The organism is Mesorhizobium qingshengii, from assembly GCF_027563465.1.
Lineage (GTDB): Bacteria > Pseudomonadota > Alphaproteobacteria > Rhizobiales > Rhizobiaceae > Mesorhizobium > Mesorhizobium qingshengii_A.
The window spans coordinates 611,775-633,255 of record NZ_JAPFQA010000002.1 but is presented as its reverse complement, the minus strand read 5'-3'; the positions used below and the strand labels follow the sequence as shown (position 1 = coordinate 633,255).

The window sequence follows — 21,481 nt, the reverse complement described above, 5'->3', positions numbered from 1 at the left end:
CCACGAGCCCGGCCTGAAAGGGCCGGGCCTATCCGTCGGACAGGTGCCGCTCAGGCCCAGGGGCGCAGTTCGGCGTTGCGCTTCTCGAACGAGGCGATGGCGCCAGCCTTCTCCATGGTCAGGCCGATGTCGTCGAGCCCGTTGAGCATGCAGTGCCGCTTGAAATCGTCGAGGTCGAACTTGACCACGCCGCCATCAGGCCCGCGGATTTCCTTGGCTTCGAGGTCGATCGACAGCGTCGCGTTGGAGCCGCGCGAGGCGTCGTCCATCAACTTTTCCAGATCCTCGGGGCTGACGGTGATTGGCAGCACGCCGTTCTTGAAGCAGTTGTTGTAGAAGATGTCGGCGAACGAGGTCGAGATGACGCAGCGGATGCCGAAGTCGAGCAGCGCCCACGGCGCGTGCTCGCGGCTCGAGCCGCAGCCGAAATTGTCGCCGGCGACCAGGATCTGCGCCTTGCGATAGGCCGGCTTGTTGAGCACGAAATCCGGATTTTCCGAACCGTCGTCATTGTAGCGCATTTCGGCGAACAGCCCGGTGCCAAGTCCGGTGCGCTTGATCGTCTTGAGATAATCCTTCGGGATGATCATGTCGGTGTCGACATTGACGATCGGCATCGGAGCGGCGACGCCGGTGAGCTTGGTGAATTTTTCCATGGCTTTTGCCCGTGTTTTCGTTGCGGGGGAATTTGCTGAGGCCCGGTTTACACAAAGCCGCGGGCAAATAAAAGCCAACTGTTTGTGCGTGATGGCACAAGGGTATCAGGCAAAACGACTTCGAATTGCCCTCCCAATGGTGCAGTCTGCGGTCATGGTGGAAAACTCCCAAATCCTCTATGCACGCGAGCCAGCGCTCGACGTCGCCGAATTTCGCCGCGTGCTGGTGGAATCCGGCCTCGGCGAAACGCGCCCCGTCGATGACGAAGCGCGGCTGAAGGCCATGTTGTCAGCCGCCAATCTGGTGTTGACGGCACGTCTCGATGTGGACGGCAAGCCGCTGATCGGCGTCATCAGGGCTGTCACAGACTTTTCCTGGGTCTGCTACATCTCGGAACTCGCTGTTTCCCGATCAGCGCAAGGGCTCGGCATCGGCAAGGGCCTGATGGACGAGGCGCGGCGGCAACTCGGGCCGTCCGTCGCCATCAGCCTGATCTCCATGCCCGACGCCGTCGGCTTCTACGAGCGCATCGGCATGAAGCGCATGGCCGACGCCTTCTGGTTTCCCCGCAAGCACTGACGCTTTCCGCTCCTTGCCTGACGGGCAGGCAACTTTTCGTGATCCGCAAGCCGCCTTGACATGCAACCAAATGGTTGCATATTAGAGCCATGAGCATGGATGCCGTCTTTCGCGCACTGGCCGACCCGACACGCCGGCAATTGCTGGACAGCCTCCATGCCAGGAACGGGCAGACGCTGAACGCGCTGTGCGCGGAGATGGACATGACGCGCCAGGCGGTGACCAAGCACCTGGCGATCCTGGAGGAGGCGAACCTCGTCACCACCATCCGCAAGGGGCGCGAGAAGGAGCACTACCTCAACCCCGTTCCCATCAACGAGATCGCCGACCGCTGGATCGGCAAGTTCGAACGGGGACGGCTGACCGCCCTCAGCGACTTGAAGAAACGCCTCGAAAGGGAAGACTGATGAGCAACAGCTTCGTTTACGTGACCTACATCCGCACCACGCCCGAAAAGCTCTGGGAGGCGCTGACCGACCCGGAGTTCAACCGGCAGTTCTTTCTCTGCTCCTATCAGGAGAGCGATTGGAAGGTGGGCTCCAGCTGGAAGCTGATCTTCCCCGACGGGCGCCTTGCCGACAGCGGCGAAATCCTCGAGATCGACCCGCCGCGACGCCTGGTGATCAAATGGCGCAATGAATGGATGCCGGAGGTGAAGGCCGACGGCTACACGCGCTGCACCTTCACCATCGAGCAGGACGGCGAGTTGATGAAGCTTGTCGTCACCCATGAGGCGGACGGGCCGCACAGCCTGATCGGCAACGTCGCCAAGGGCTGGCCGCTGGTGCTGGCCAGCCTGAAGAGCCTGCTTGAGACCGGCAAGGGTTTTGAGCGCCCGCCATCAAAAGGATGAAGGCCTCGTTTCGATACCGAAACAACTTCATGTGGAGACATCCATGATGCACATTCCCAGGGTGCGGAGCATGACCAATGGCGAGACGATCATGGCATCCGCCGAGATCGAGGCGCCTCCGGAACGCATCTTCAGGGCGCTGGTCGGCAAGGAAGTCGAGCAATGGTGGGGTTCAGCCGACACCTACCGGATGACGGATTGGTCGGCCGACCTGCGCGTCGGCGGGCACTGGAACGTCACCGCACGCGCGGCTGACGGCAGGCACCTGCCGGCCGGCGGCGAATTCGTCGAGATCGAGGCGCCGCGCCGGATCGTGCAGACGCGGACCTATGGTTGGGATCATCCCACGCTTGGCCGGCGGCAAACGACGGTCGCCTGGCTGCTGGAGCCGATCGCCACCGGCACCCGCGTTACCATCTGCCATGGCGGCTTTGCCGGGCTGAGTGAAGCGGCGGCCGAACATGCCGAAGGCTGGGGACGGGTGCTGAGCTGGCTGCAGACGTATGCGAGTTCGGGCTGCCGGGCTGCGGCCTGACGAAGCTTCTTGTTTTCCAACCGTGAGAAGGAGGATGCCATGAAGGAAATCTGGCACGAGATCAGCATCAAGAGCCCTCCCGGCACCATCTACCAGGCGTTGACGCAAGCGGACAAGCTTGCGCAATGGTGGATTCCCGACACGCGGGGCGAGTCCAAGCCCGGCAACATACTGGAGTTTCGCTTCGGAGACGGCTGTCAGCTCATGCGGGTGTCCGCCCTCGAACCGGACCGGCTGGTGTGTTGGCAGCCGACGGAAGAGGACGATTCGGACTGGGCCGGAACGCAGGTCCAGTTCACCGTTCTTCCCGTCGACGGTCGGTCCACTGTCCAGTTCCGGCATTCGGGATTTCGTGGCGATGCCGAGCGCTACCCCTACTACTCGATGAGCTGGGCGGTCTTCCTGCTGAGCCTCAAGCAGCTTGTCGAGGACGGCGAGGGATTCCCGTTTCCGAACCGCTGGATTCACCAGTAGGGCAAAGTCGATCGGGAATCTGGACCCGTCGACTTGGCTGTGCCACCGCCTTGACCTGCTCGTCATGCTGTCCACATCCTCAGCATGGGAAAGCTTGGATGTTTGATAGGCACGGCCGGCTGGGGCATTCCGACGCGATACAAGGAAGACTTCCCACAACCCGGTTCGCATCTTGAACGATATGCCCAGCGCCTTCCGGTCGTCGAAATCGACACGTCCTTCTACAAGCCGCATCGCCGCGACACCTATGAGCGCTGGGCACGCGCCGTGCCGGAGCACTTCCGCTTCGCCGTCAAGGCACCGAAGGCGATGACCCATGAGCAGCGTCTCGTCGGCTGCGAGGCGCTTGCCGGGGTTTTTCTCCAGCAGGTTGAGGGTCTCGGCGAAAAGCTGGGCGTACTTCTGGTGCAACTGCCGCCGAGCTTGCCGTTCGAGCCCGACGTGGCTCGCGGTTTCTTCGGCATGTTGGGAAAGCGAACCCAGGCCAGGCTGGCATGCGAACCGCGTCATCCGAGCTGGTTCGATGCGGAGGCGGAGGCGCTTCTGGCCGGTTGCCACGTCGCGCGTGTCGCGGCCGATCCGGCTCCGGTCCCCGCCGCGGCGGCGCCGGGCGGCTGGCGCGGCCTTGCCTATTTCCGCTGGCATGGCGCACCGCGCATCTATTACTCGGACTACGATGCCGGGAGTCTCGACCGGATCGGCCGGCAGGTAAAAGCGGCAACGGCCGGCGCCGAGGTCTGGGGCATCTTCGACAACACGGCGTCAGGCCATGCGCTCGGCAACGCCCTCGCTGTCGACGCGACGCTTGCCTAGACGCGGTTTTCCCTTCTCTCCCTGTGGGAGAAGGCAGAGCGGCCTCACTCAAATCACATTCAATTCCCTGAACGCCCGCCCCTCGGCGACCCGGCTGTAACCAAACGCCGAACAGTCCACCGTGCGGTAGCCGCCATGCACGATCAGCTCGGCCAGCGCCTTGCCGACCGCCGGCGCCTGCTGCAGGCCGTGGCCTGAGAATCCATTGGCGAACAGGAAATTGCCGACCTGAGGATGCGGCCCGATCACAGCGTTCTGGTCAAGCGTGTTGTAGTCGTAATGGCCGGCCCAGGCGCGCGTCGGCTTGATCGCCTCGAAGGCCGGAATGCGGGTCGCCAGCACCGGCCAGATCACCTCTTCGAACAGCGGCCAGTCGACCTCGAAATCCGCGGGGTCGGCAGGGCCGTCGCCCTCTTCCGGCTCGGCGCCGCCGGTGAGGTAGACCGAGCCTTCGGGCCGCACATAAATTCCGGAGGGATCGACCAGCAGCGGCATGTCGGCGTATTTCTCGCGCGCCTCGAAGACGAAGACGTTGCGCTTGCGCGGCTCGACCGGCAGCGCCAGCCCGGCAAAAGCCGCGACCTTGCCGGCATTCGGCCCGGCGGCGTTGACGACGATGCCTGCCTCCAGCGTCTGGCCATTGTCGAGGCTGACACCGGTTATGCGGTTGCCGTCGCGCGCGATAGCAGTGACCGAAGCGGTGATGAAATCGATCTTTTTGTCGCGCAGCGCCTTGCGGAACAGCATCAGCATCGCATGCGCGTCGAACCAGCCCTCGCCGGTCCGGCCGTAGGCGCCGGCGGAAATGCCCTCGGCCGACAGCCACGCGAAGCGCCGCGTCAGCTGCTCGGCGTCCTCGAACACGATGTCGGCGCCCTCGGCGATCTGCGCCTCGTGATTGGCCTTGAGGATCGGTAAGCCATTCTCACCGGCGAGAATGAGATAGCCGCCCTCGCGGAAACCGATATCGGCGTCGGCACCGAACTCTTCCTTGAGCCGCCTGAACAGTTTCAGCGTGAATTGCGACAGCCGGATGTTTTCCGGAATGGAGAATTGCTGACGGATCGAGGCCATGGACAGCGTCGTTGCCGCGTGGGCGAATTGCGGATCGCGCTCGATCAGCGCGATCGAGCCGGAAAACCCTTCCTCACGCAAATAGTAGGCGATCGAGGACCCGACGATGGCCCCGCCAATGATGACGATGTCGTAGCGCACGCTTTTGCCTTTCCAAGCCTGGAGCATGATCCCGAAAAGTGGGTACCGGTTTCGGAATCAGGCTCCAATTTCATACAACCGGCAGATTGATCTCGAAGCGCGTGCCGCGTTCGGAGTCAACCAGCCTGATCGTACCATCATGCGCTTTCAGGAGGGCCAGGACGATGCCGAGGCCCATGCCGGTGCCGCCCGAAGCGCGTCGCGTGGTGAAGAACGGCTCGAAGATACGCGCCCGGTTGCTCGGCGAAATGCCGGCGCCGTCGTCATCGACCAGGATGGTCGTTCTGCCCTCGGCGTTTGCCGCCGTGACCGAAACCTGCGTCGCGCCATGCCTGGCCGAATTGTCGAGGAGATTGGCAAGCACGATGGCCCCGTTCTCGGCCGACATGCGCAAGGTCAGATCGCCGCCGGCCTCGACGCGGATCGCCAGCCTGTTGTCGATTGGGAGTAGCGCCAGCACTGCACCAATCGAGGTGCTTTCGCCGCTCGGCGCGCGATTTTCGGCGCGCGCCAGCTCGAGCAGGCGCCGCACCAGCAGATTGAGCCGTCCCGCATCGGTGACGATGTTGTTGGAGAATCGCCGCCGCTCGGCATCGTCCATCGCCGAACCGGAATCGCGCAGCAGCTCGGCCGCGCCCTGGATCGCCGTCAGCGGCGATTTCAGCTCGTGCGAGACATGGGTGGCGAAAGTCTGGATGCTGTCCGATCGCGCCTGCAGCTTTTCCGCCATGTCGAGGAAGGCGGCGGAAAGCTCCGCCATCTCGTATGTGCCGTGATGGTCGAGCGGCCGGATGGCGCCGCGATCGCCGGCGGCTATGCGCTGGGTGCGGTCGATCAGCGCATAGATCGGGCGGCTGACGGTGCGCAGGAAGACCAGGCCGATGAGCAGCGTGCCGCCGAGAATGGCGATCGCCGCCAACGTCACCTTGCCGCGTTCGCCATAGAGATGCTTGACGATGTTGTTGGGTGTCCGCGACACATAGACCACGCCGGCGACTCGGCCGTCGACGGCCACCGGCAGGGCGACGAAGACACGCACCTTGGTGCCACGGCTGACCGAATAGAGCGGCGGCGCCGGCTGGTCCGGGATGCGCAGCCTGAGCGCGCTGGCATGGCGCCCAGCGAGTGCCTCGCGCACCTCCTCGACGTCAGCGAGTGACTGGCCGACCTCGCCACGTCCGGCAATGACCACGCCTCGGGGGTCGAGCAGCCGGAAGCCGGCCAGCGTGGTTTTCTGCGTGGCGTCGAGAATGCCGGACAGGCGCGCGCCGATCGCGGTTAAGGCGGGATCGGCGGTCGCGGCCACCGCCGCCGGCCGGGTCGGAAGCACGGTGTCCGAGGCGAGATCGAGACGCGGCTCGATCGGCCGGTAGCCCGGGTCGATACTTCGGCCCGGATTGGCGCTCCGGCTCGCATCTCCGCCTCCCTGCGGCATCTCTGCGCCGAGCTTGTCCGGCGCAATGCCGGCGTCGCGCACGTCCTGCGCATAGATGGCGGCGAAGGCGGCACCTTGCGCGATCAGTTCCGCTTCGGTCTGGCGGATCAGCTGGTTCTCGTAGAGCCGGAAGAAGAACAGGCCGACCAACGGCAACGCCATCACCATGATCAGGATGGCAACGACGACCGTGGCGAGACGCGGCCGCCACTTGCGGCCAATCCATTTGCGCGAGGTCGTCAGCCGCATCGGCCGAGCCGGAAGCCGACGCCATGCACGGTCTCGATGACATCCAGGCAACCCAACGCCGCCAGCTTGGCGCGGATGTTGCGGATATGGCTGTCGACGGTGCGGTCGGCGACATGGACCTTGCCGGCATAGGCACTGGCCATCACCATGTCGCGGTCGAGCACATGCGTGGGCCGCGCCAGAAATCCCTTCAGGATCGAGAACTCTATCCCCGTCAGGGCAAGCGCCTTGCCATCGAAGCTGGCGGCGTGGCTGGCCGGCGCCAGGGCAAGCTTGCCGTGCGTGAACTGCCTGTCGTCGGCCGGTTCGGCCGGCGCCGGGCGGGCGCGCCGCAGGATGACGTTGACGCGAGCGACCAGCTCGCGCGGGCTGAACGGTTTTGTCACATAGTCGTCGCCACCCATTTCGAGACCCAGCACCCGATCGATTTCCTCGTCTCGCGCGGACAGGAACAGCACCGGCACATCGGATCGCTGCCGCAGCCGCCGGCAGACCTCCAACCCATCCATCTCCGGCATGCCGATGTCGAGCACGACGAGATCGGGCGCCCGGCGCCCGATCGCTTGCAGGGCGGCGGCACCATCGGCCACGGCCTGCGTTTTCATGCCGGCCTTTTCCAGCGCGAAGCAGATCACTTCGCGGATATGCGGATCATCGTCGGCAACGAGGATGTGATGCGGCATGGATCAGCGGCCCGGTACAGGTTCTGCGACATCAGGAACCACGAGCGGGGCCCTGGTGTCGAGATAGCCGAGCAGGCGCCAGTCACGGAAGCTCCAGGCACGCCAGTTCTGCTGCATGGTGCGATACCGGCCTTCGTCGCTGCCGCGCGCTCCCGCCAGCTCGCGGAAGTCCGGATCATTGGCGGCAGCAGTCCGGCTCTGATGCTCGAGGAAGCGATCAAGCGCCGGAAACGCGTCCGGACCGAGCGAACGCAGATACCAGGCGTCGAGTGAAATACCCTGGCCGGTCATTTCGAGGGAATGGTCGACATTGTAATTGGCGATCGTTGCTGCGAAGTTGATGAAACAGCAGGCATAAAGCGTCGCCGATAACGTCAGAAGATTGGCGGATAGCAGCCATTCATTGGATTTTCCAAGCGCGATGCGGGCGATGATCAGGGCAAGGCCGGCCGCCACCAGCCCCATCCAGACGAAAGCGGCGACGCGCCAGTAGGTCAGCGCATAGATGCCGATATAGAGGTCGAGCCGCAGGATCGACGAGATGACCAGCATGATGTTCTGCGCCACCCAGACGTAGACCAGCCGGCGGATGAGCGGATCCCCTGATGTTTCGCTGCCGGGCCGCAGCGCCGCAAGGACAAAACCGGCGGCAAGCAGCGCGGTGACGATCAGGGGATAGGCGCCGCGATGCGCATAGGCGGCGTAGCTCAGCCCGTCGGGAAGGGCGGCTCCGCCCCACAGATAGGCGGCGTCGAGTCCGGTCTGCAGCGCAAACAGCATGTTGAAGATAACGAGCGCGCGAAGAATGGCCGCCTTGCCGAAGAGGATGTCCTCGATGGCGGTCCTCTCGGATTGGGCACTGACATCAGCCGGCGCCGCCGTGCGCGGGATGCGGCGGAACAGGCGCGGCAGGCGTGGCCGCAAGAAAGCCCAGACGCCGGCGAGCACGAACATCCAGAAGGCAATCCGCGTTGGCTGGATGAGATCGAGCAGCTTCAGAAGGTCGATCAGCGACAGCCAGTAATCGATGACCGGATTGGCAGCGCCGAACAGCGCCAGGAAGACGGCGCCCAGCGTCAGCGGCATGACCCACACGGCGAGCGCCGCCAGGCGGACGCGGCGCCGGCCGGACCGTCGCGCCGTCTTGCGCCAGCGGATGAAATCGCCAACGAGCCGGAACGGCGCCGCCAGCAGGAACAGCGCGATCTGGCCGGCAATGCGGGCGATACGGTGCCGCAGCCTGCCACTGAGCGAAAGCGCGAAGACGATCATGGCAATAAGCGCGACCGACACCGACAGGCCGCAGACATTCTCCGTGAGCGGCAGCAGCGCGACAAGCAGGGCGACGGGCTTGATCCAGAGCCTGCCGTCGCTGAAGGCGGCGGGATGCACGGCGACGACGGCAGCGGCAATCAGGATGGCGAACAGGAAAACCGTGATGCCGGCGGGCTGGCCGTAGAAGAGGAAATCCGCAAGTGCTGCCAGCAGCACGGCAACACCGAGGCGGCTGCAATAGCTCGGCGCGGCGGTGGACAATGATGTCATGACCTGGCCTTCCCAATGGCGCTCAGCCGGATTGCCGGCGGGCTCCCGCGGACGAAAGGGATGAGGATCGCCGTGGGATTCGCGCGTGGCGGATCGACCAGCCACCAGCCTTCGCTGCGCAGCCGGTAGGGCAGGGACCAACGGGGTTTTGCTCGCTTGTGCATGCCGCCTGTCTCGCAGGCTGGCCAGGAAACGATTGGGCGGATTGGAGGAGGTTTTCCGCAAGCGTGTGCAGTTTTCGTGCAGGGGCGGCGCCAGCTTCTGCGACTGGCCAACTCGAAAGCAATGCCCTGTACGCTTGCCTCGATCGGCCACAGGCGGCATAGATTTGCTATGACCGATAGCTATCGCCCGCGCCGTTCGGTGCTCTACGTCCCGGCCTCCAACGACAAGGCCTTGGCCAAGATCGCGCAGCTTTCCTGCGACGCCATCATCATCGACCTCGAGGATGCCGTGGCCCCGGCCGACAAGGTTGCGGCGCGCGAAAAGCTGGCGGGGATTTTCGCCAACCGCCCGGTTGCCAACCACTTTGGCCAGCGCTGCGAGATGGTGGTGCGCGTCAACGCGCTGGCCAGCGAATGGGGCGCCGCCGACCTGCTGGCCGCGGCAGGCTGCGAGCCGGATGGCATCCTCTTGCCCAAGGTCGACACGCCGCGCGACCTGCTCGAGGCTGGCGATGTGCTCGACGACAATTTTGCCCCCGACAGCGTCAAGCTATGGGCGATGATCGAAACGCCCAAGGCACTGCTGAACATCGGCACTATAGCTGAACTTGGCCGGGATCCGGCCTCACGACTGGTTTGTTTCGTTTCCGGAACGAACGATTTGGTCAAGGATACCGGCGTGCTGGCGACGCCCGACCGGCGCTATCTCGTGCCGTGGCTGATGCAGATGGTGCTGGCCGCGCGTGCCGGCGGTCTCGACATGGTCGATGGCGTCTCCAACGATTTTCGCGACCTCGACGCCTTCGCCCAGGAATGTGTGGAAGCGGCCGCCATGGGGTTCGACGGCAAGACCCTCATCCATCCCGCCCAGATCGAGGCGGCCAACCGCGCCTTTTCGCCGTCCACTCAGGCCGTGGCCGAGGCGCGCCTGGTCAGCCAGGCCTTCGCGCTTGCGGAGAACACCGGCAAGGGCGTGATCGCGCTGAATGGCAAGATGGTCGAGCGGCTGCACCTCGGGCAGGCTGAAAAACTGCTGGCGAAGGCAGCCGCCATCGGCGCATGATCGGGCATGACCCCGGACCGAAGGTCAGCGAAGCAAGAAGCGGGAACCGGGTTTCGGAAAAGATCATGCTCGAAACGAAGAAAACAGAGCACTCACGACAGGACTGAAAAATGAAACTCTACCGCTTTCTGACTGGCCCGGACGACGCCGGCTTCTGCCACAAGGTGACGGCGGCGCTGAACAAGGGCTGGCACCTGTTCGGCTCGCCGACCTACGCCTACGACAAGAAGGCCAAGGCCATGCGCTGCGGCCAGGCCGTGGTCAAGGATGTCGAAGGTCAGGAATACGGGCCCGATACCAAGCTCAGCGACTGGTAGAGCACCTAACCGGCTACGGCAGCTTTGCCCAGGCGGCGCTGATTTCGTCGAACCGCGCATATGCGAGGCCGTCGACGTCATCGCAGCTGAAGCAGAGTATCGATAGCGCTGCGAGGAGGCCGGGATAGCCCGAGACGTAATCCATCTTTGTTAGTGTCTCGGAAACCGACGACAGCCTGTGCTCAATCATGGAGATCGCGCATTCCGCCAACATAGGCGCCACCGGATGGTCGAATTCGGATAGCCAAAGCTCGACCAGAGCTAAGAGGGTGGTGGACTCGACGGCAGCACTTACGGGCAGATGGCAAAACTCACTAAGCGCAAGGAACGCGGCATTCGGCGAAATGCCGACTGCGGTTGTGATCAGTTCCCGGCTTTGTGAAATGTGGTGATACGGCCAATTGCAATCGATCCGGTCGGCAAATTCTGCTTCCGTCATCTGAGTGCTATTCAGCAGCTTCCTCTATCCGCTCCATGTCATCATCCGACAGGCCGAAATGATGGCCGATCTCGTGGATCAGCACATGGGTGACGATGTCGCCCAGCGTTTCCTCGTTTTCGGCCCAGTAGTCGAGCATGGCGCGGCGGTAGAGCGTGATGCGGTTCGGCCCTTCGCCGGTCTGCGGATTCCAGCGTTCGGCGATGCCGCGTCCTTCGAACAGGCCGAGCAGGTCGAACGGCGTTTCCAGCGACAAATCGTCCATGATCTCGTCGGTCGGGAATTCGGCGATCTGGATGATGATCTCGCCGGTCAGCTTGCGAAAATCCTCCGGCAGGTGGGCGTAGGACTCCAGCGCCAGGAACTCAAATTCCTCCATGGACGGCGAGAACTGGTCGTGCCAGGTGCGGGTCTTGTAGATGCGGGCCATGCTTTGTCCTTTGAACCCGGCATATAGGCTTTCGCACCGGAATCGGCAAATGGCGCGGCGGCTGCTTCCGCACCCTCGAGGCGCGAAGGAATAAATTCCTTGTGACTCTGCTTGACTCTTGGGGCACCCTCTGGAATCTATAAGAACATAACAGGAACAATTGTGAGTGGAAGCTGACCGTCATGGCGATGACCGCCGTGGCGCGGGAGACTGTTTTTGCCCTGCGCCGCCAGATCGCGAAGATCGAGGGAACGTTGCCCGAGCGCCTGCAGGCGCCGGCCGCCGCGACCTCCGATGCTGACGTCGGCACCGATCTCACCCCCGATACTGATCTCACGATCGTCCGGCGCGGCGTTGCCGCGGCGTTGCCGGATGCCTTCCTGCCCACCGGCGTCGAGCGCCTCGATGCCGCACTGAGCGGCGGCCTGCCGAAAGCCGCCCTGAGCGAAATCCATGGCACACAAACCCGCGATGCCGGAGCCGTCGCCGGCTTCGCGCTGTCGCTCACGAGCCTGATCCTCAAGCAGGCGAAGGGCCTGCCGGTCCTGTGGATCGGCACGTCGGAGATTTTCCGCGAGGCCGGCTTTCCCTATGCCAGGGGGCTTCAAGCCTCGTTCGGCATCGAGCCCGAACAATTGCTGTTTTCCGAAGCGCCCAGACTTGTCGATGCGCTGTGGGTCGCCGAGGAGGCCGCCCGGATGACCGCGCTCGCCGCCGTCATCCTTGAAATCCGCGGCAATCCGCAGCGGCTCGACCTGACCGCGACGCGCCGGCTGCATGCAAGGGCGCTAGGTGCCGGCCGGCCGGTGTTCCTGCTGCGGCAGGCGGCGGAGCCCGAGCCGACGGCCGCACCCGTCCGCCTCATCGTCGCGTCGGCGCCGGCAACGCCGCGCGACACCATCGCCGGGCCGCTCGCCGGCTCGATCGGCCGCCCGGCCTTCACCGTCACCATCGGCAAGAGCCGCACGGCCCTGCCTGGACAATTCACACTGGAGTGGAACCCCGATGAACGCGCATTCGACGAAAGAAGGGGCGAGGAAAGACAGAAAGAACGGGCAAAGAATCCTGTCCCTGTGGTTTCCCTATCTGGCAGTGGAAAGGATCCTGCGGCAGCGTCTGGGGCGGTCCTGGCGTTCCCGGCCGTCGGATCACCTGCCGCCATCTCACCCACCGCTCGTGATCAGCCACCGCCAAGGCAACGCGCAGCGCATCTCGGCCCTCGACGAGCGGGCTGAGGCGCTGCACCTGAAGCGCGACATGGGCATCGCCGATGCGCGCGCCATGCATCCGTCGATCGACATCGTCGAGGCCGATCCGGAGGCCGACCGCCGCCTGCTCGATGGTCTTGCCGACTGGTGCGACCGCTACACCCCGCTGGTGGCGCTGGACGGTGCCGACGGCCTGTTTCTCGACATCACCGGCTGCACCCATCTGTTCGGCGGCGAACGCGCGATGCTGGACGACATCCTGTCGCGCTTCTTCCATCAGGGTTTTGATGTCCGCGCCGGGCTTGCCGCCACGCCGGGCGCGGCCTGGGCCGCGGCACGATTTTCCGGCGACCGCATCGTGCCTTCCGGTGAAGAGGAAGCGCTGCTGGCGCCCTTGCCGTTGGCGGCGCTGCGCATCGAGCCGGCGACCCGTGCCAGCCTGGAAAGCGTCGGCCTGCGCACGGCGGGCGCCATCATGGCCGCACCGCGCGCGCCGCTCGCGCGCCGCTTCGGCGCCTCCTTGCTGTTGCGCCTCGACCAGGCGCTTGGCCGTCTCGACGAGGCTGTTTCACCGCGCCTTCCCGTCGCGCCGCTTTCGGTCGAGCGCCACCTGGCCGAGCCCGTCACCCTGACCGAGGATATCGAGCGGCTGGTGGCCATGCTGGCGACGACCTTGAAGAGCGACCTCGAGCGCCGCGGCGAGGGCGCCAGGACGCTGGCGCTGCTGCTCTTTCGCGTCGACGGCGCCGTCAGCCGCATCGCCATCGGCACCTCGCGGCCGATGCGCGAACCCATGCTGATCCAGAAATTGTTCCATGAACGGCTGGCCGCGCTCGAGCAGGATATCGATGCCGGCTATGGCTTCGATCTCGTCCGGCTCTCGGTGCTGTCGGCGGCCGCCTTCGACATGCAGCAGGCCGACCTTGCCGGCGAGACGACCGACGACGGCGCCGATATCGCGCTGTTCGCCGACCGCATCCGCGCCCGGCTCGGCGATGGCGCGGTTTTGCGGCCGGTCGCGGTCGAAAGCCATCTGCCGGAGCGCGCCGTCGCCACCATCCCCTTCACCGAAGCCCCGCGCCGGACCACACCGCCGAAGAAGCCGGACAGGATGCAGGCGCCGGTGACCGTCTTCCCGCCGGAACGGCCGGTCCGGCTGTTCCGCTCGCCCGAACCCATCGACGTGCCGGCCACCGAAATGCCGGAAGGACCGCCGCTGAACTTCCGCTGGCGGCGCGCGCTCTACCGGGTCACGCGCGCCGAGGGGCCGGAACGCATCGCCGCCGAATGGTGGCGGGAAGCCGCGAGCGACGAGGCGGCCTCGACGCGCGATTATTTCCGCATCGAGGATGCCGACGGCCGCCGCTACTGGCTCTACCGGCAAGGCCTTTACGGCGGCTCCCAGGTGCCGCCGCGCTGGTTCATGCATGGTGTCTTCGCATGAACGCGCTCACCGTCATTCCCTATGCCGAGTTCGGCATCCAGTCGAATTTCTCCTTCCTGCGCGGCGCCTCCAAGCCCGAGGAGCTGGTGGTCGCGGCCAAGCTCATGGGCTTCTCGGCGATCGGGCTTGCCGACCGCAACACGGTGGCAGGCGTGGTGCGCGCCTGGCAGCAGGCCAAGGTCGAGGCGCTTTCCTATCACCCCGGCTGCCGGCTGGTTTTTTGCGACGGCACGCCGGATATTCTCGCCTACCCGCAGGACCGCAAGGGCTGGGGGCATCTCTGCCGCATGCTCACCCAGGCCAATCTGCGCGATGAAACCGAAAAGGGCGCCACCCTTCTCCAGCGCGGCGACCTCCTCGAATGGGGGGACCTGATGTCGCTGGCGGTCCTGCCCGATCTGTTGACGGGCGCGCAGGACAGTCTCGCTCTGCTTCGCCAGCTCAAGGACCGCTTCGGCAGGAACCTGCGGCTCGGCGTCTCGCCTTGTTATGCCGGCAATGACCGCTTCCGGATCGAGCAGGCGGCGGCACTGGCGCAGATCGCCGGCATCCCGCTGATGGCGACCAACGACGTCCTCTACCACACGGCGGAACGGCGCCCGTTGCAGGACGTACTGACCGCGATCCGCCTCAACACGCCCGTCGCCGAGGTCGGCCTTGAGCTCACCGCCAACGCCGAGCGTCACCTGAAGCCGCCGTTGGAGATGGCGCGCCTGTTCCGCCGGCACCCGCAAGCGCTGGCCGAGACCTTGCGCTTCGGAGAGGAGCTGACCTTCTCGCTCAGCGACCTCCAGTACAATTACCCCGACGAGCCAACGGAATCGGGCCTCGGGCCGCAGGCCGAGCTGGAGAGGCTGGCGCGAGAAGGCGCGGCCAAACGCTTCCCGGGCGGTGTACCCACCAGCGTCATAAAACGCATCCAGGAAGAGCTCGCTCTGATCGAGCGGCTGAATTACGCCCGCTATTTCCTGACCGTCTACGACATCATCAAATTCGCCCGCAGCCAGCATATCCTCTGCCAGGGCCGTGGATCTGCCGCCAATTCCATCATCTGCTTCTGTATCGGCATCACCGAGGTGGGGCCGGACAAGATCGATACGCTGTTCGAGCGCTTCATTTCCGAAGAAAGGAATGAACCGCCCGACATCGACGTCGATTTCGAGCATGAACGACGCGAAGAGGTGATGCAGTACATTTATACCAAATACAGTTCCAAGCGTACGGCGCTCGCCGCCGCCGTCATCAGCTATCGCGGCCGCTCGGCACTGCGCGAGGTCTCCAAGGCGATGGGCCTGTCGGAGGATGTCAGGGCGTCGTTATCAGGTTCGATCTGGGGCTGGTCGACCTCGGAACTCGGCGAGAAGGAAGCCCGCGTCGGCGGCCTTGACCGGAGCGACCCCACGTCGCGGCATGTGATGGAGCGCGCCAACGAGATCATGGGCTTTCCCCGTCACCTCTCCCAGCATGTCGGCGGCTTCGTCATCACCAGGGACCGCCTCGACGAGATCGTGCCCATCGTCAAGACGGCGATGGACCAGCGCAAGATGGTCGAATGGGACAAGGACGATCTCGACTCGGTGAAGATCCTCAAAGTGGACGTGCTGGCTCTCGGCATGCTGACCTGCCTGCAACGCGCCTTCACCTTGCTCGAAAACCATTACGGCGTGAGGGACGACTACGGCAGGCCATTGACTTTGGATACAATCGCCAAGGAGGACCCGCGCGTCTATGACATGATCTGCCGCGCCGACACGCTTGGCGTCTTCCAGATCGAATCGCGCGCCCAGATGTCGATGCTGCCGCGTCTCAGGCCACGCAGCTTCTACGACCTTGTCATCGAAGTGGCGATCGTCCGGCCGGGTCCGATCCAGGGCGATATGGTCCATCCCTACCTGCGCCGCCGGCAAGGCAAGGAAAAACCCGAATATCCCAAGCCGGAGCTGAAGGAAATTCTCGGCAAGACGCTGGGCGTGCCGCTGTTCCAGGAGCAGGCGATGAAGATCGCCATCGTCGCTGGCGGCTTCAAACCCGGCAAGGCTGATGAGTTGCGACGCGCCATGGCCACCTTCAAGGGCACCGGCACGATCGGCAACTATCGTCAGCAGATGATCGACGGCATGGTCGGCAGGGGCTACGAACAAGACTTCGCCGAGCGCTGCTTCAAGCAGATCGAAGGCTTTGGCGAATACGGCTTTCCTGAAAGCCATGCCGCTTCCTTCGCCCTGCTCGTCTATGCCTCGTGCTGGTTCAAGACCTTCTATCCCGACGTGTTCTGCGCCGCGATCCTGAATTCGCAGCCGATGGGATTCTACCGGCCGGCGCAGCTCGTGCGCGACGCGCGCGACCATGGCGTCGACATCCGCGAGGTCGACGTCAATTATTCCGTCTGGGACTGCACCCTGGAAAAAGCGCCTTTCGATCCTGCCCGCATCCTGCCGCGCCATGCCGAGATGCGCGGTGTCATCGACACAAATCATGCGCTTCGGCTCGGCTTCCGGCAGATCAAGGGTCTTTCCAAGGAACGCATGGAGGATTTCATAAAGCGGCGCGGTTCAGGCTACGAAACCGTCCGGGACGTCTGGCTGCGCTCCGGCCTCGATGTCGACGAGATCGAGCGGCTGGCGCAGGCCGATGCCTTCCGTTCGATCGGCCTCGACCGCCGTGCCGCACTGTGGGAGGTGCGCGCGCTGGGTGCCAAGAGTGCGGCCGAAAAGCTGCCGCTGTTCGACCAGCCGGCGCTGCGCCTGCGCGAACTCGAGCCCGAGACGAAGCTGCCGAAAATGCCGCTCGGCGAACACGTCATCCACGACTACCGCTCGCTCGGCCTGTCGCTGAAGGCGCATCCCGTCGCCTTCCTGCGCGAACGGCTCGACCGCGCCGGCGTCACGCCCAATGCCAACCTGCCTTCCGTGCGCGACGGCAGGCGCGTCTCCGTTGCCGGGCTTGTCCTGGTACGGCAGCGGCCCGGCAAGGGCAACGCGATCTTCCTGACGCTGGAGGACGACAAGGCCGTCGCCAATGTCATTTTCTGGGAGAGAACCTTTACCCGGTTTCGGCCCATCGTCATGGGTGCGCGATTCGTGAAGGTGTCCGGGAAATTACAGTCGGAATCGGGTGTGATCCATATCGTCGCCGAGAAGATCGAGGATTTGACGCCCTGGCTGACCGTGCTTCTGGAGAAGGTCAGCGAGGCCAGACCGTTGATCGCCAGCGCCCCGGCCGCCAAGGAGGGACTGGACCGCTCCAGCCGCCCCGCGCCTCGGAACGCGCCGATCCGACAGGATCTCGCAACGCTGTCGGGAGAAGCGGAACAAGTCATGCCCAAGGGGCGGAATTTTCAGTAGACGCAGCCTATATCTTCGTCATCCACGGGAGGAGCAGGAGCGAAGCGGCGTCGCGAAGACCCTTGGGATGACGAAGTGAAGGGTGGCGCTGCCAACTACGAAGGCCCACTCAAACGCGGCGGGGACAGCACGTCCTCCACTGACAACGTCCGCGCCTCCGAAGGCAGCATGATCGGGATACCGTCGCGCACCGGATAGGCGAGCTTGGCGATCCTCGATATCAGCTCGCCGCGCTCCGGATCCCAGGTCAACGGGCCCTTGGTCAGCGGGCATGCCAGCAGCTCGAGCAGCTTGGGGTCGACATTGACCTTCTTCCTGTCACGTCCATCCGCCGCCATCGGGTCCTCTTCTCCGGCCTTTATTGCAGGCTTGAGCCGAAATCCTCATTCTCGCGCGCCAGCGCCATTTCGGTGATGGCGATCAGCGTCTCGGCCCGCGTCTTCAGGTCCGCCGCTTCGAGCAGCGCCTGTTTCTCGGCCGGCCCGTAGGGCGCCATCATCGACAGCGCGTTGACCAGCATGGCGTTTTCGGCACGGCTGACACTTTCCCAGTCGGCTTCCAGGTCATTGGCCTGCAGATAGGCGCGGAATGCCCGCAGCAACGATGGCCGGTCGATCTCGCTCGCCGCCTGGTCTTCGTGGAGATCGGCGAGAAAGGGAGCCAGCTTGCACTGGCGAAACGGCGTCTTGGCCGTCAGCTCATGGGCGATGCGGAACCGGCACACGCCCTGCAGCGAAATCAGGTAGCGGCCGTCACCGGTCTCGGAAAAGGCGATGATGCGGCCGGCGCAGCCGACATTGCAGAGCTCCGGCTCGCCATCGGCGCGCAGCGCGCCATCGAGGCTGGGCTGGATGATGCCGATCAGGCGTGACCCGGCGATCGCCTCGTCCACCATCTGCAGATAGCGCGGCTCGAAGATGTTGAGCGGCATGCGGCCGCCCGGCAAGAGCAGCGCTCCGGCAAGCGGAAAGATCGGAATCGTCGACGGCAAATCCGTATCCAGCCGGTAGTGCGCGTTTCCCGCTTGCACCTATTCCTCCGATCGCTTCATCGAGAAGCGCCAAGTCCTGTCATATCTGGCGCGGTCATCGCCGACCGCAAGCCCGTGCGGCAAAACAGCCGCCGCTCAGGAGAACAGCAGCGACGACAGTTTGCGCCGCGCCGCCAGCGTCGCCTCGTCGGTCATGCCCCATGCCTCGAACAGCTGCAGCAATTGCGTCTTGGCGCCATCGTCGTTCCACGCCCGGTCGGCCTTGATGATGGCCAGCAGATTGTCGGCCGCCGCCGTGCGCTCACCCCTGGCGTTCTGGATCATGGCGAGATCGAAGCGCGCCTGATGATCCGCGGGGTTTTCGGCCAGGCGCCGCTCGAACTCGGCCGGATTGCCAAGCGCTGCTGCCTGCGCCGCCAGAGCGATCCTGGCGCGCAGGGCCGCCAGCGGCGGCGCATCCTTCTTGGCCTCCGGCGCTGTTGCCAAAAGCGTCTCGGCGCCCTCGGTGTCACCCGCCTCGAACAACAGGTCGCCCAGCCCCGCGATCGCTTCGATCGTCTCCGGCGCCTGTGCCAGGATGGCGTCGTAGATATCGGCAGCCGTCTGCATGTCGCCGGCGTCGCGCGCCTCGGTTGCCGCGGCCAGGGCTTCGGCCACCGGCGGCGCGCCATTGCCCTTGCCGCCCACCTTGGTGATGAATTCGGCGATCTGGCTCTCGGGAATGGCGCCCATGAAGCCGTCGACCGGCTGGCCGTCCTTGAAGGCGATAACCGCCGGGATCGACTGGATGCCGAGCTGGCCGGCGATCGACGGGTGGTCGTCGATGTTCATCTTGACCAGCTTGACCTTGCCGCCGGCGGCCCTGACGGCCTTCTCCAGCTGCGGGGTCAGCTGCTTGCAAGGCCCGCACCAGGGCGCCCAGAAATCGACCAGCACCGGCTGGCGTCGCGATTCCTGGATGACGTCGGCGGCAAAGGCGGCGGTGGTCGTGTCCTTGATGACATCGCCGGCGGGGGCGGCGGGCACATCGCCAAGCGCGACTTTCGCCGGGGTCGGCGCGGTTCCGCCATACTGCACGGTGGTGGCGTACTGGCCGCCAGTGCCGCCAAAGGGGCCGCCAAACGGATTGTTGTCGCTCATCTCTTTACCCTTCCATGGCGCGGCCGGCCGGCGGCCCAGCGCCATATCCCTTGAAGCATCGGTTTCAAGCCATCCATGTGGCGATCACGCCGAGACTTTCAAGATAGCAGCATCGTGCCCGGTTGCCTCGACGAATTTGATCAGGTCCTGCGCCGCGATCGATGTCGTCGCCTCATTGGTCAGCGGATGCGCGTTGATCACCGCATGCTCCATCAGCGCCCTGTCGAGCACGACCTTGACCCTGCCTGCCCTGTCGTTGATCAGGCCAAAGACCGTGACGGCGCCCGGCGCGACGCCGAGCAGCTCCATCAGCATCTCCGGCCTGCCGAAGGAGACACGGCCGGCGGCGCCGATCTCGTGGTGGATCTGCTTGAGGTCGACGACCGCGTCCTCGCCAACGGTGACCAGGAAGAAATTGTCCTTCTTGTCCTTCAGGAACAGGTTTTTGGTGTGCCCGCCGGCGATTTCGCCGCGCAGCGCCTGCGAATCGGCAACCGTGAACAGCGGTGGATGGCGGCGCGTCGAGGCGGCAATCCCGAGGTCGGCAAGAAATCTCATCAATTCGGCTTCGGTCTTCGGCATCGATCTTCTTCTTCGTCCCGTTTCCTGCCATGCCGTTTACGGCCAATGGTGCGGCCGGCACAAGACCGTCATGCGACAAGATGGTCAACGCGCCCGCCACATTGTGCCGGCGGCCCGCCGGCGGCGCCCGCCGCGTTGCAAAAAAGCCTGATATTTCCCTGTTGCAATCGCCGCGCTCTTCAGCCATATAGGCCCGGCTTGCGGCCAAGACGCCGTGTGAGCGGGTGTAGCTCAGGGGTAGAGCACAACCTTGCCAAGGTTGGGGTCGAGCGTTCGAATCGCTTCACCCGCTCCAATTTCCTCCAGGGAAATCAAGCATCGAAAACGGCTGCCTTCGGGCGGCCGTTTTGCTTTGGGGCTGTGGCGCCGCCTTGTCGCCCGGCCGCGTGGGCGGTTGCTCAGCGTTTGATCCTGATGCCGATTCCCATGACTCTGTCGGAATTGGAGTGAAATAGAAATTCATGGAAATCGGCGCGTCCCAATTCCTCGATCTTCAGCTCCCTCCAGAATTTCGGGACCGCATCGTCTCCACAAAATCGATCGTTGATATCGTGGAACATACAGAGGCGCGCCTGCCGACCGACATTCTGGTAGTCGCGGGCAACCCATTCGTAGGCGTGATTTCCGTCGATAAGAACGAGATCAAATACTTCATCGGCGAACGCGTCCGATGTCTTGCCGGCAAGGAACGCGACGGGTGTCTTGAAGACGATGCGCGCGGAAGTCGGAAGGGTGGGGGCAATATCAATGGTCGTCGCCTTCAGGCCGGGATTGAGCCTCGACAGACATGCCGCCATGAATGAAAAGGTGAATCCATCGCAAGTTCCCACTTCAAGAAAACTGAAGATCGGTTGGCTGGCCAACAGCACCATGGCTTCCGCCAGCTGCCTCGGAATCTGCCACAAACCGGGCGCGTGGAAATTCATGTCATCGACATCCTCGCCATACAGCCCACGCGGGTCGTAGCGCAGGCCAATCTGGCGGATTTTCGCCTCGAGGAACGTGCCGCGTGAAAGCTCCTCCCTTTCCGCATTTTCAATTTCTCGAACCACCCGTTCCAGCTTGCCGGTCGCGAAACGCGAACTGAGTGCATAAACCGGCTTCTTGATAAGTTGCTTGAGTGAAGGCATTTGCGGATCGCGATCCTTGGGAGCCTCGCATGCATAACACGCTTCGTGATCTGGCAAAGACCAGCAGCCCTTTCCCTCGCCGCTCGGGCCCTGTGAAAATCTTGCCCGCCGGCAGGCTGCCGCTTGCCGGTATTTGCCACTTGATCGTCGATCCCCGGAATGCTCCGTTGCCGCTTCGGACATCCGGAGAA

At 64.3% G+C, this 21,481-nt stretch carries 23 protein-coding genes and 1 tRNA gene; 12 read left to right on the top strand and 12 right to left on the bottom strand.

Annotated elements, in window-relative coordinates:
• Positions 1–50: 50 nt before the first annotated feature.
• Positions 51–656 (bottom strand): 3-isopropylmalate dehydratase small subunit, encoded by a 606-nt coding sequence (gene leuD, locus OOJ09_RS07675; RefSeq protein ID WP_256753227.1) that lies wholly within the window; start codon positions 654–656, stop codon positions 51–53.
• Between leuD and OOJ09_RS07670 the strand changes: the two genes are divergently transcribed.
• The 6 genes from OOJ09_RS07670 to OOJ09_RS07645 all read left to right on the top strand — a co-directional run bounded on the left by OOJ09_RS07670 (position 643) and on the right by OOJ09_RS07645 (position 3,911).
• Positions 643–1,236 (top strand): GNAT family N-acetyltransferase, encoded by a 594-nt coding sequence (locus OOJ09_RS07670; RefSeq protein WP_420107497.1) that lies wholly within the window; start codon positions 643–645, stop codon positions 1,234–1,236. The genes leuD and OOJ09_RS07670 overlap by 14 nt on opposite strands.
• A 95-nt stretch (positions 1,237–1,331) precedes the next feature.
• Positions 1,332–1,643, top strand: coding sequence for an ArsR/SmtB family transcription factor (locus OOJ09_RS07665; RefSeq protein ID WP_208604591.1), 312 nt, complete (start codon positions 1,332–1,334; stop codon positions 1,641–1,643).
• On the top strand, positions 1,643–2,089 hold the full coding sequence (locus OOJ09_RS07660; RefSeq protein ID WP_269904607.1) for an SRPBCC family protein: 447 nt from the start codon (positions 1,643–1,645) through the stop codon (positions 2,087–2,089). Before OOJ09_RS07665 ends, OOJ09_RS07660 begins: the two co-directional genes overlap by 1 nt.
• Before the next feature lie 43 nt (positions 2,090–2,132).
• The gene (locus OOJ09_RS07655; protein ID WP_269904606.1) at positions 2,133–2,624 is read left to right on the top strand and encodes an SRPBCC family protein; all 492 of its coding nucleotides are present in this window, start codon (positions 2,133–2,135) and stop codon (positions 2,622–2,624) included.
• A gap of 39 nt (positions 2,625–2,663) precedes the next feature.
• Positions 2,664–3,098: an SRPBCC family protein gene (locus OOJ09_RS07650; RefSeq protein ID WP_269904605.1), complete on the top strand. Its 435-nt coding sequence runs from the start codon at positions 2,664–2,666 to the stop codon at positions 3,096–3,098.
• Between the two features lie 84 nt (positions 3,099–3,182).
• Positions 3,183–3,911: a DUF72 domain-containing protein gene (locus OOJ09_RS07645; protein ID WP_269904604.1), complete on the top strand. Its 729-nt coding sequence runs from the start codon at positions 3,183–3,185 to the stop codon at positions 3,909–3,911.
• Positions 3,912–3,959: 48 nt separating this feature from the next.
• Here OOJ09_RS07645 and OOJ09_RS07640 read toward each other — a convergent pair whose 3' ends face one another.
• The 4 genes from OOJ09_RS07640 to OOJ09_RS07625 all read right to left on the bottom strand — a co-directional run bounded on the left by OOJ09_RS07640 (position 3,960) and on the right by OOJ09_RS07625 (position 9,038).
• The gene (locus OOJ09_RS07640) at positions 3,960–5,126 is read right to left on the bottom strand and encodes an NAD(P)/FAD-dependent oxidoreductase (RefSeq protein ID WP_269904603.1); all 1,167 of its coding nucleotides are present in this window, start codon (positions 5,124–5,126) and stop codon (positions 3,960–3,962) included.
• Positions 5,127–5,196: 70 nt separating this feature from the next.
• A complete protein-coding gene (locus tag OOJ09_RS07635; protein WP_269904602.1) occupies positions 5,197–6,810 on the bottom strand; it encodes an ATP-binding protein in 1,614 nt (537 codons plus the stop codon).
• The gene (locus tag OOJ09_RS07630; protein WP_269904601.1) at positions 6,801–7,493 is read right to left on the bottom strand and encodes a response regulator transcription factor; all 693 of its coding nucleotides are present in this window, start codon (positions 7,491–7,493) and stop codon (positions 6,801–6,803) included. Before OOJ09_RS07630 ends, OOJ09_RS07635 begins: the two co-directional genes overlap by 10 nt.
• A 3-nt stretch (positions 7,494–7,496) precedes the next feature.
• Positions 7,497–9,038 (bottom strand): DUF4173 domain-containing protein, encoded by a 1,542-nt coding sequence (locus tag OOJ09_RS07625; protein ID WP_269904600.1) that lies wholly within the window; start codon positions 9,036–9,038, stop codon positions 7,497–7,499.
• Between the two features lie 333 nt (positions 9,039–9,371).
• On the opposite strand from OOJ09_RS07625, the gene OOJ09_RS07620 reads away from it, so the two are divergent.
• The gene (locus OOJ09_RS07620) at positions 9,372–10,265 is read left to right on the top strand and encodes an HpcH/HpaI aldolase/citrate lyase family protein (RefSeq protein WP_269904599.1); all 894 of its coding nucleotides are present in this window, start codon (positions 9,372–9,374) and stop codon (positions 10,263–10,265) included.
• Positions 10,266–10,375: 110 nt separating this feature from the next.
• Complete coding sequence (locus tag OOJ09_RS07615; RefSeq protein WP_269904598.1) at positions 10,376–10,582, top strand: DUF1737 domain-containing protein; 207 nt, start codon at positions 10,376–10,378, stop codon at positions 10,580–10,582.
• 13 nt (positions 10,583–10,595) lie between these two features.
• On the opposite strand, the gene OOJ09_RS07610 is transcribed toward OOJ09_RS07615, so the two are convergent.
• Both OOJ09_RS07610 and OOJ09_RS07605 read right to left on the bottom strand, forming a co-directional pair.
• Complete coding sequence (locus tag OOJ09_RS07610) at positions 10,596–11,021, bottom strand: hypothetical protein (protein ID WP_269904597.1); 426 nt, start codon at positions 11,019–11,021, stop codon at positions 10,596–10,598.
• 7 nt (positions 11,022–11,028) lie between these two features.
• Positions 11,029–11,451: a metallopeptidase family protein gene (locus OOJ09_RS07605; RefSeq protein ID WP_269904596.1), complete on the bottom strand. Its 423-nt coding sequence runs from the start codon at positions 11,449–11,451 to the stop codon at positions 11,029–11,031.
• 182 nt (positions 11,452–11,633) lie between these two features.
• Between OOJ09_RS07605 and OOJ09_RS07600 the strand changes: the two genes are divergently transcribed.
• Genes OOJ09_RS07600 through OOJ09_RS07590 form a run of 3 tightly spaced genes read left to right on the top strand, consistent with a single transcriptional unit; the run spans position 11,634 to position 17,447 of the window.
• Positions 11,634–12,686, top strand: a complete 1,053-nt coding sequence (locus tag OOJ09_RS07600; protein WP_269904595.1) for an ImuA family protein — start codon at positions 11,634–11,636, stop codon at positions 12,684–12,686.
• Positions 12,628–14,103, top strand: a complete 1,476-nt coding sequence (locus tag OOJ09_RS07595) for a DUF6504 family protein (protein ID WP_269904594.1) — start codon at positions 12,628–12,630, stop codon at positions 14,101–14,103. The genes OOJ09_RS07600 and OOJ09_RS07595 overlap by 59 nt, the downstream gene beginning before the upstream one ends.
• Positions 14,100–17,447, top strand: coding sequence for an error-prone DNA polymerase (locus OOJ09_RS07590; RefSeq protein ID WP_269904593.1), 3,348 nt, complete (start codon positions 14,100–14,102; stop codon positions 17,445–17,447). The genes OOJ09_RS07595 and OOJ09_RS07590 overlap by 4 nt, the downstream gene beginning before the upstream one ends.
• Positions 17,448–17,542: 95 nt before the next feature.
• Here OOJ09_RS07590 and OOJ09_RS07585 read toward each other — a convergent pair whose 3' ends face one another.
• The 4 genes from OOJ09_RS07585 to OOJ09_RS07570 all read right to left on the bottom strand — a co-directional run bounded on the left by OOJ09_RS07585 (position 17,543) and on the right by OOJ09_RS07570 (position 20,160).
• Positions 17,543–17,785, bottom strand: coding sequence for a Trm112 family protein (locus OOJ09_RS07585; RefSeq protein ID WP_269904592.1), 243 nt, complete (start codon positions 17,783–17,785; stop codon positions 17,543–17,545).
• Between the two features lie 20 nt (positions 17,786–17,805).
• Positions 17,806–18,477, bottom strand: a complete 672-nt coding sequence (locus tag OOJ09_RS07580) for an LON peptidase substrate-binding domain-containing protein (RefSeq protein ID WP_256753244.1) — start codon at positions 18,475–18,477, stop codon at positions 17,806–17,808.
• 96 nt (positions 18,478–18,573) lie between these two features.
• On the bottom strand, positions 18,574–19,578 hold the full coding sequence (gene trxA, locus OOJ09_RS07575; RefSeq protein ID WP_269904591.1) for a thioredoxin: 1,005 nt from the start codon (positions 19,576–19,578) through the stop codon (positions 18,574–18,576).
• 84 nt (positions 19,579–19,662) lie between these two features.
• The gene (locus OOJ09_RS07570; protein WP_269904590.1) at positions 19,663–20,160 is read right to left on the bottom strand and encodes a prolyl-tRNA synthetase associated domain-containing protein; all 498 of its coding nucleotides are present in this window, start codon (positions 20,158–20,160) and stop codon (positions 19,663–19,665) included.
• A gap of 220 nt (positions 20,161–20,380) precedes the next feature.
• Here OOJ09_RS07570 and OOJ09_RS07565 point away from each other — a divergent pair.
• A tRNA-Gly gene (locus OOJ09_RS07565) sits at positions 20,381–20,455 on the top strand.
• 103 nt (positions 20,456–20,558) lie between these two features.
• Here OOJ09_RS07565 and OOJ09_RS07560 read toward each other — a convergent pair.
• A complete protein-coding gene (locus OOJ09_RS07560) occupies positions 20,559–21,473 on the bottom strand; it encodes a class I SAM-dependent methyltransferase (protein WP_269904589.1) in 915 nt (304 codons plus the stop codon).
• Positions 21,474–21,481: the final 8 nt, after the last annotated feature.

Coding starts and splice junctions, on each gene's coding strand:
- leuD (WP_256753227.1), bottom strand. CDS start 656: ATGGAAAAATTCACCAAGCTCACCGGCGTCGCCGCTCCGATGCCGATC.
- OOJ09_RS07665 (WP_208604591.1), top strand. CDS start 1,332: ATGGATGCCGTCTTTCGCGCACTGGCCGACCCGACACGCCGGCAATTG.
- OOJ09_RS07660 (WP_269904607.1), top strand. CDS start 1,643: ATGAGCAACAGCTTCGTTTACGTGACCTACATCCGCACCACGCCCGAA.
- OOJ09_RS07655 (WP_269904606.1), top strand. CDS start 2,133: ATGATGCACATTCCCAGGGTGCGGAGCATGACCAATGGCGAGACGATC.
- OOJ09_RS07650 (WP_269904605.1), top strand. CDS start 2,664: ATGAAGGAAATCTGGCACGAGATCAGCATCAAGAGCCCTCCCGGCACC.
- OOJ09_RS07645 (WP_269904604.1), top strand. CDS start 3,183: ATGGGAAAGCTTGGATGTTTGATAGGCACGGCCGGCTGGGGCATTCCG.
- OOJ09_RS07635 (WP_269904602.1), bottom strand. CDS start 6,810: ATGCGGCTGACGACCTCGCGCAAATGGATTGGCCGCAAGTGGCGGCCG.
- OOJ09_RS07630 (WP_269904601.1), bottom strand. CDS start 7,493: ATGCCGCATCACATCCTCGTTGCCGACGATGATCCGCATATCCGCGAA.
- OOJ09_RS07625 (WP_269904600.1), bottom strand. CDS start 9,038: ATGACATCATTGTCCACCGCCGCGCCGAGCTATTGCAGCCGCCTCGGT.
- OOJ09_RS07620 (WP_269904599.1), top strand. CDS start 9,372: ATGACCGATAGCTATCGCCCGCGCCGTTCGGTGCTCTACGTCCCGGCC.
- OOJ09_RS07615 (WP_269904598.1), top strand. CDS start 10,376: ATGAAACTCTACCGCTTTCTGACTGGCCCGGACGACGCCGGCTTCTGC.
- OOJ09_RS07610 (WP_269904597.1), bottom strand. CDS start 11,021: ATGACGGAAGCAGAATTTGCCGACCGGATCGATTGCAATTGGCCGTAT.
- OOJ09_RS07605 (WP_269904596.1), bottom strand. CDS start 11,451: ATGGCCCGCATCTACAAGACCCGCACCTGGCACGACCAGTTCTCGCCG.
- OOJ09_RS07600 (WP_269904595.1), top strand. CDS start 11,634: ATGGCGATGACCGCCGTGGCGCGGGAGACTGTTTTTGCCCTGCGCCGC.
- OOJ09_RS07590 (WP_269904593.1), top strand. CDS start 14,100: ATGAACGCGCTCACCGTCATTCCCTATGCCGAGTTCGGCATCCAGTCG.
- OOJ09_RS07585 (WP_269904592.1), bottom strand. CDS start 17,785: ATGGCGGCGGATGGACGTGACAGGAAGAAGGTCAATGTCGACCCCAAG.
- trxA (WP_269904591.1), bottom strand. CDS start 19,578: ATGAGCGACAACAATCCGTTTGGCGGCCCCTTTGGCGGCACTGGCGGC.
- OOJ09_RS07570 (WP_269904590.1), bottom strand. CDS start 20,160: ATGCCGAAGACCGAAGCCGAATTGATGAGATTTCTTGCCGACCTCGGG.
- OOJ09_RS07560 (WP_269904589.1), bottom strand. CDS start 21,473: ATGTCCGAAGCGGCAACGGAGCATTCCGGGGATCGACGATCAAGTGGC.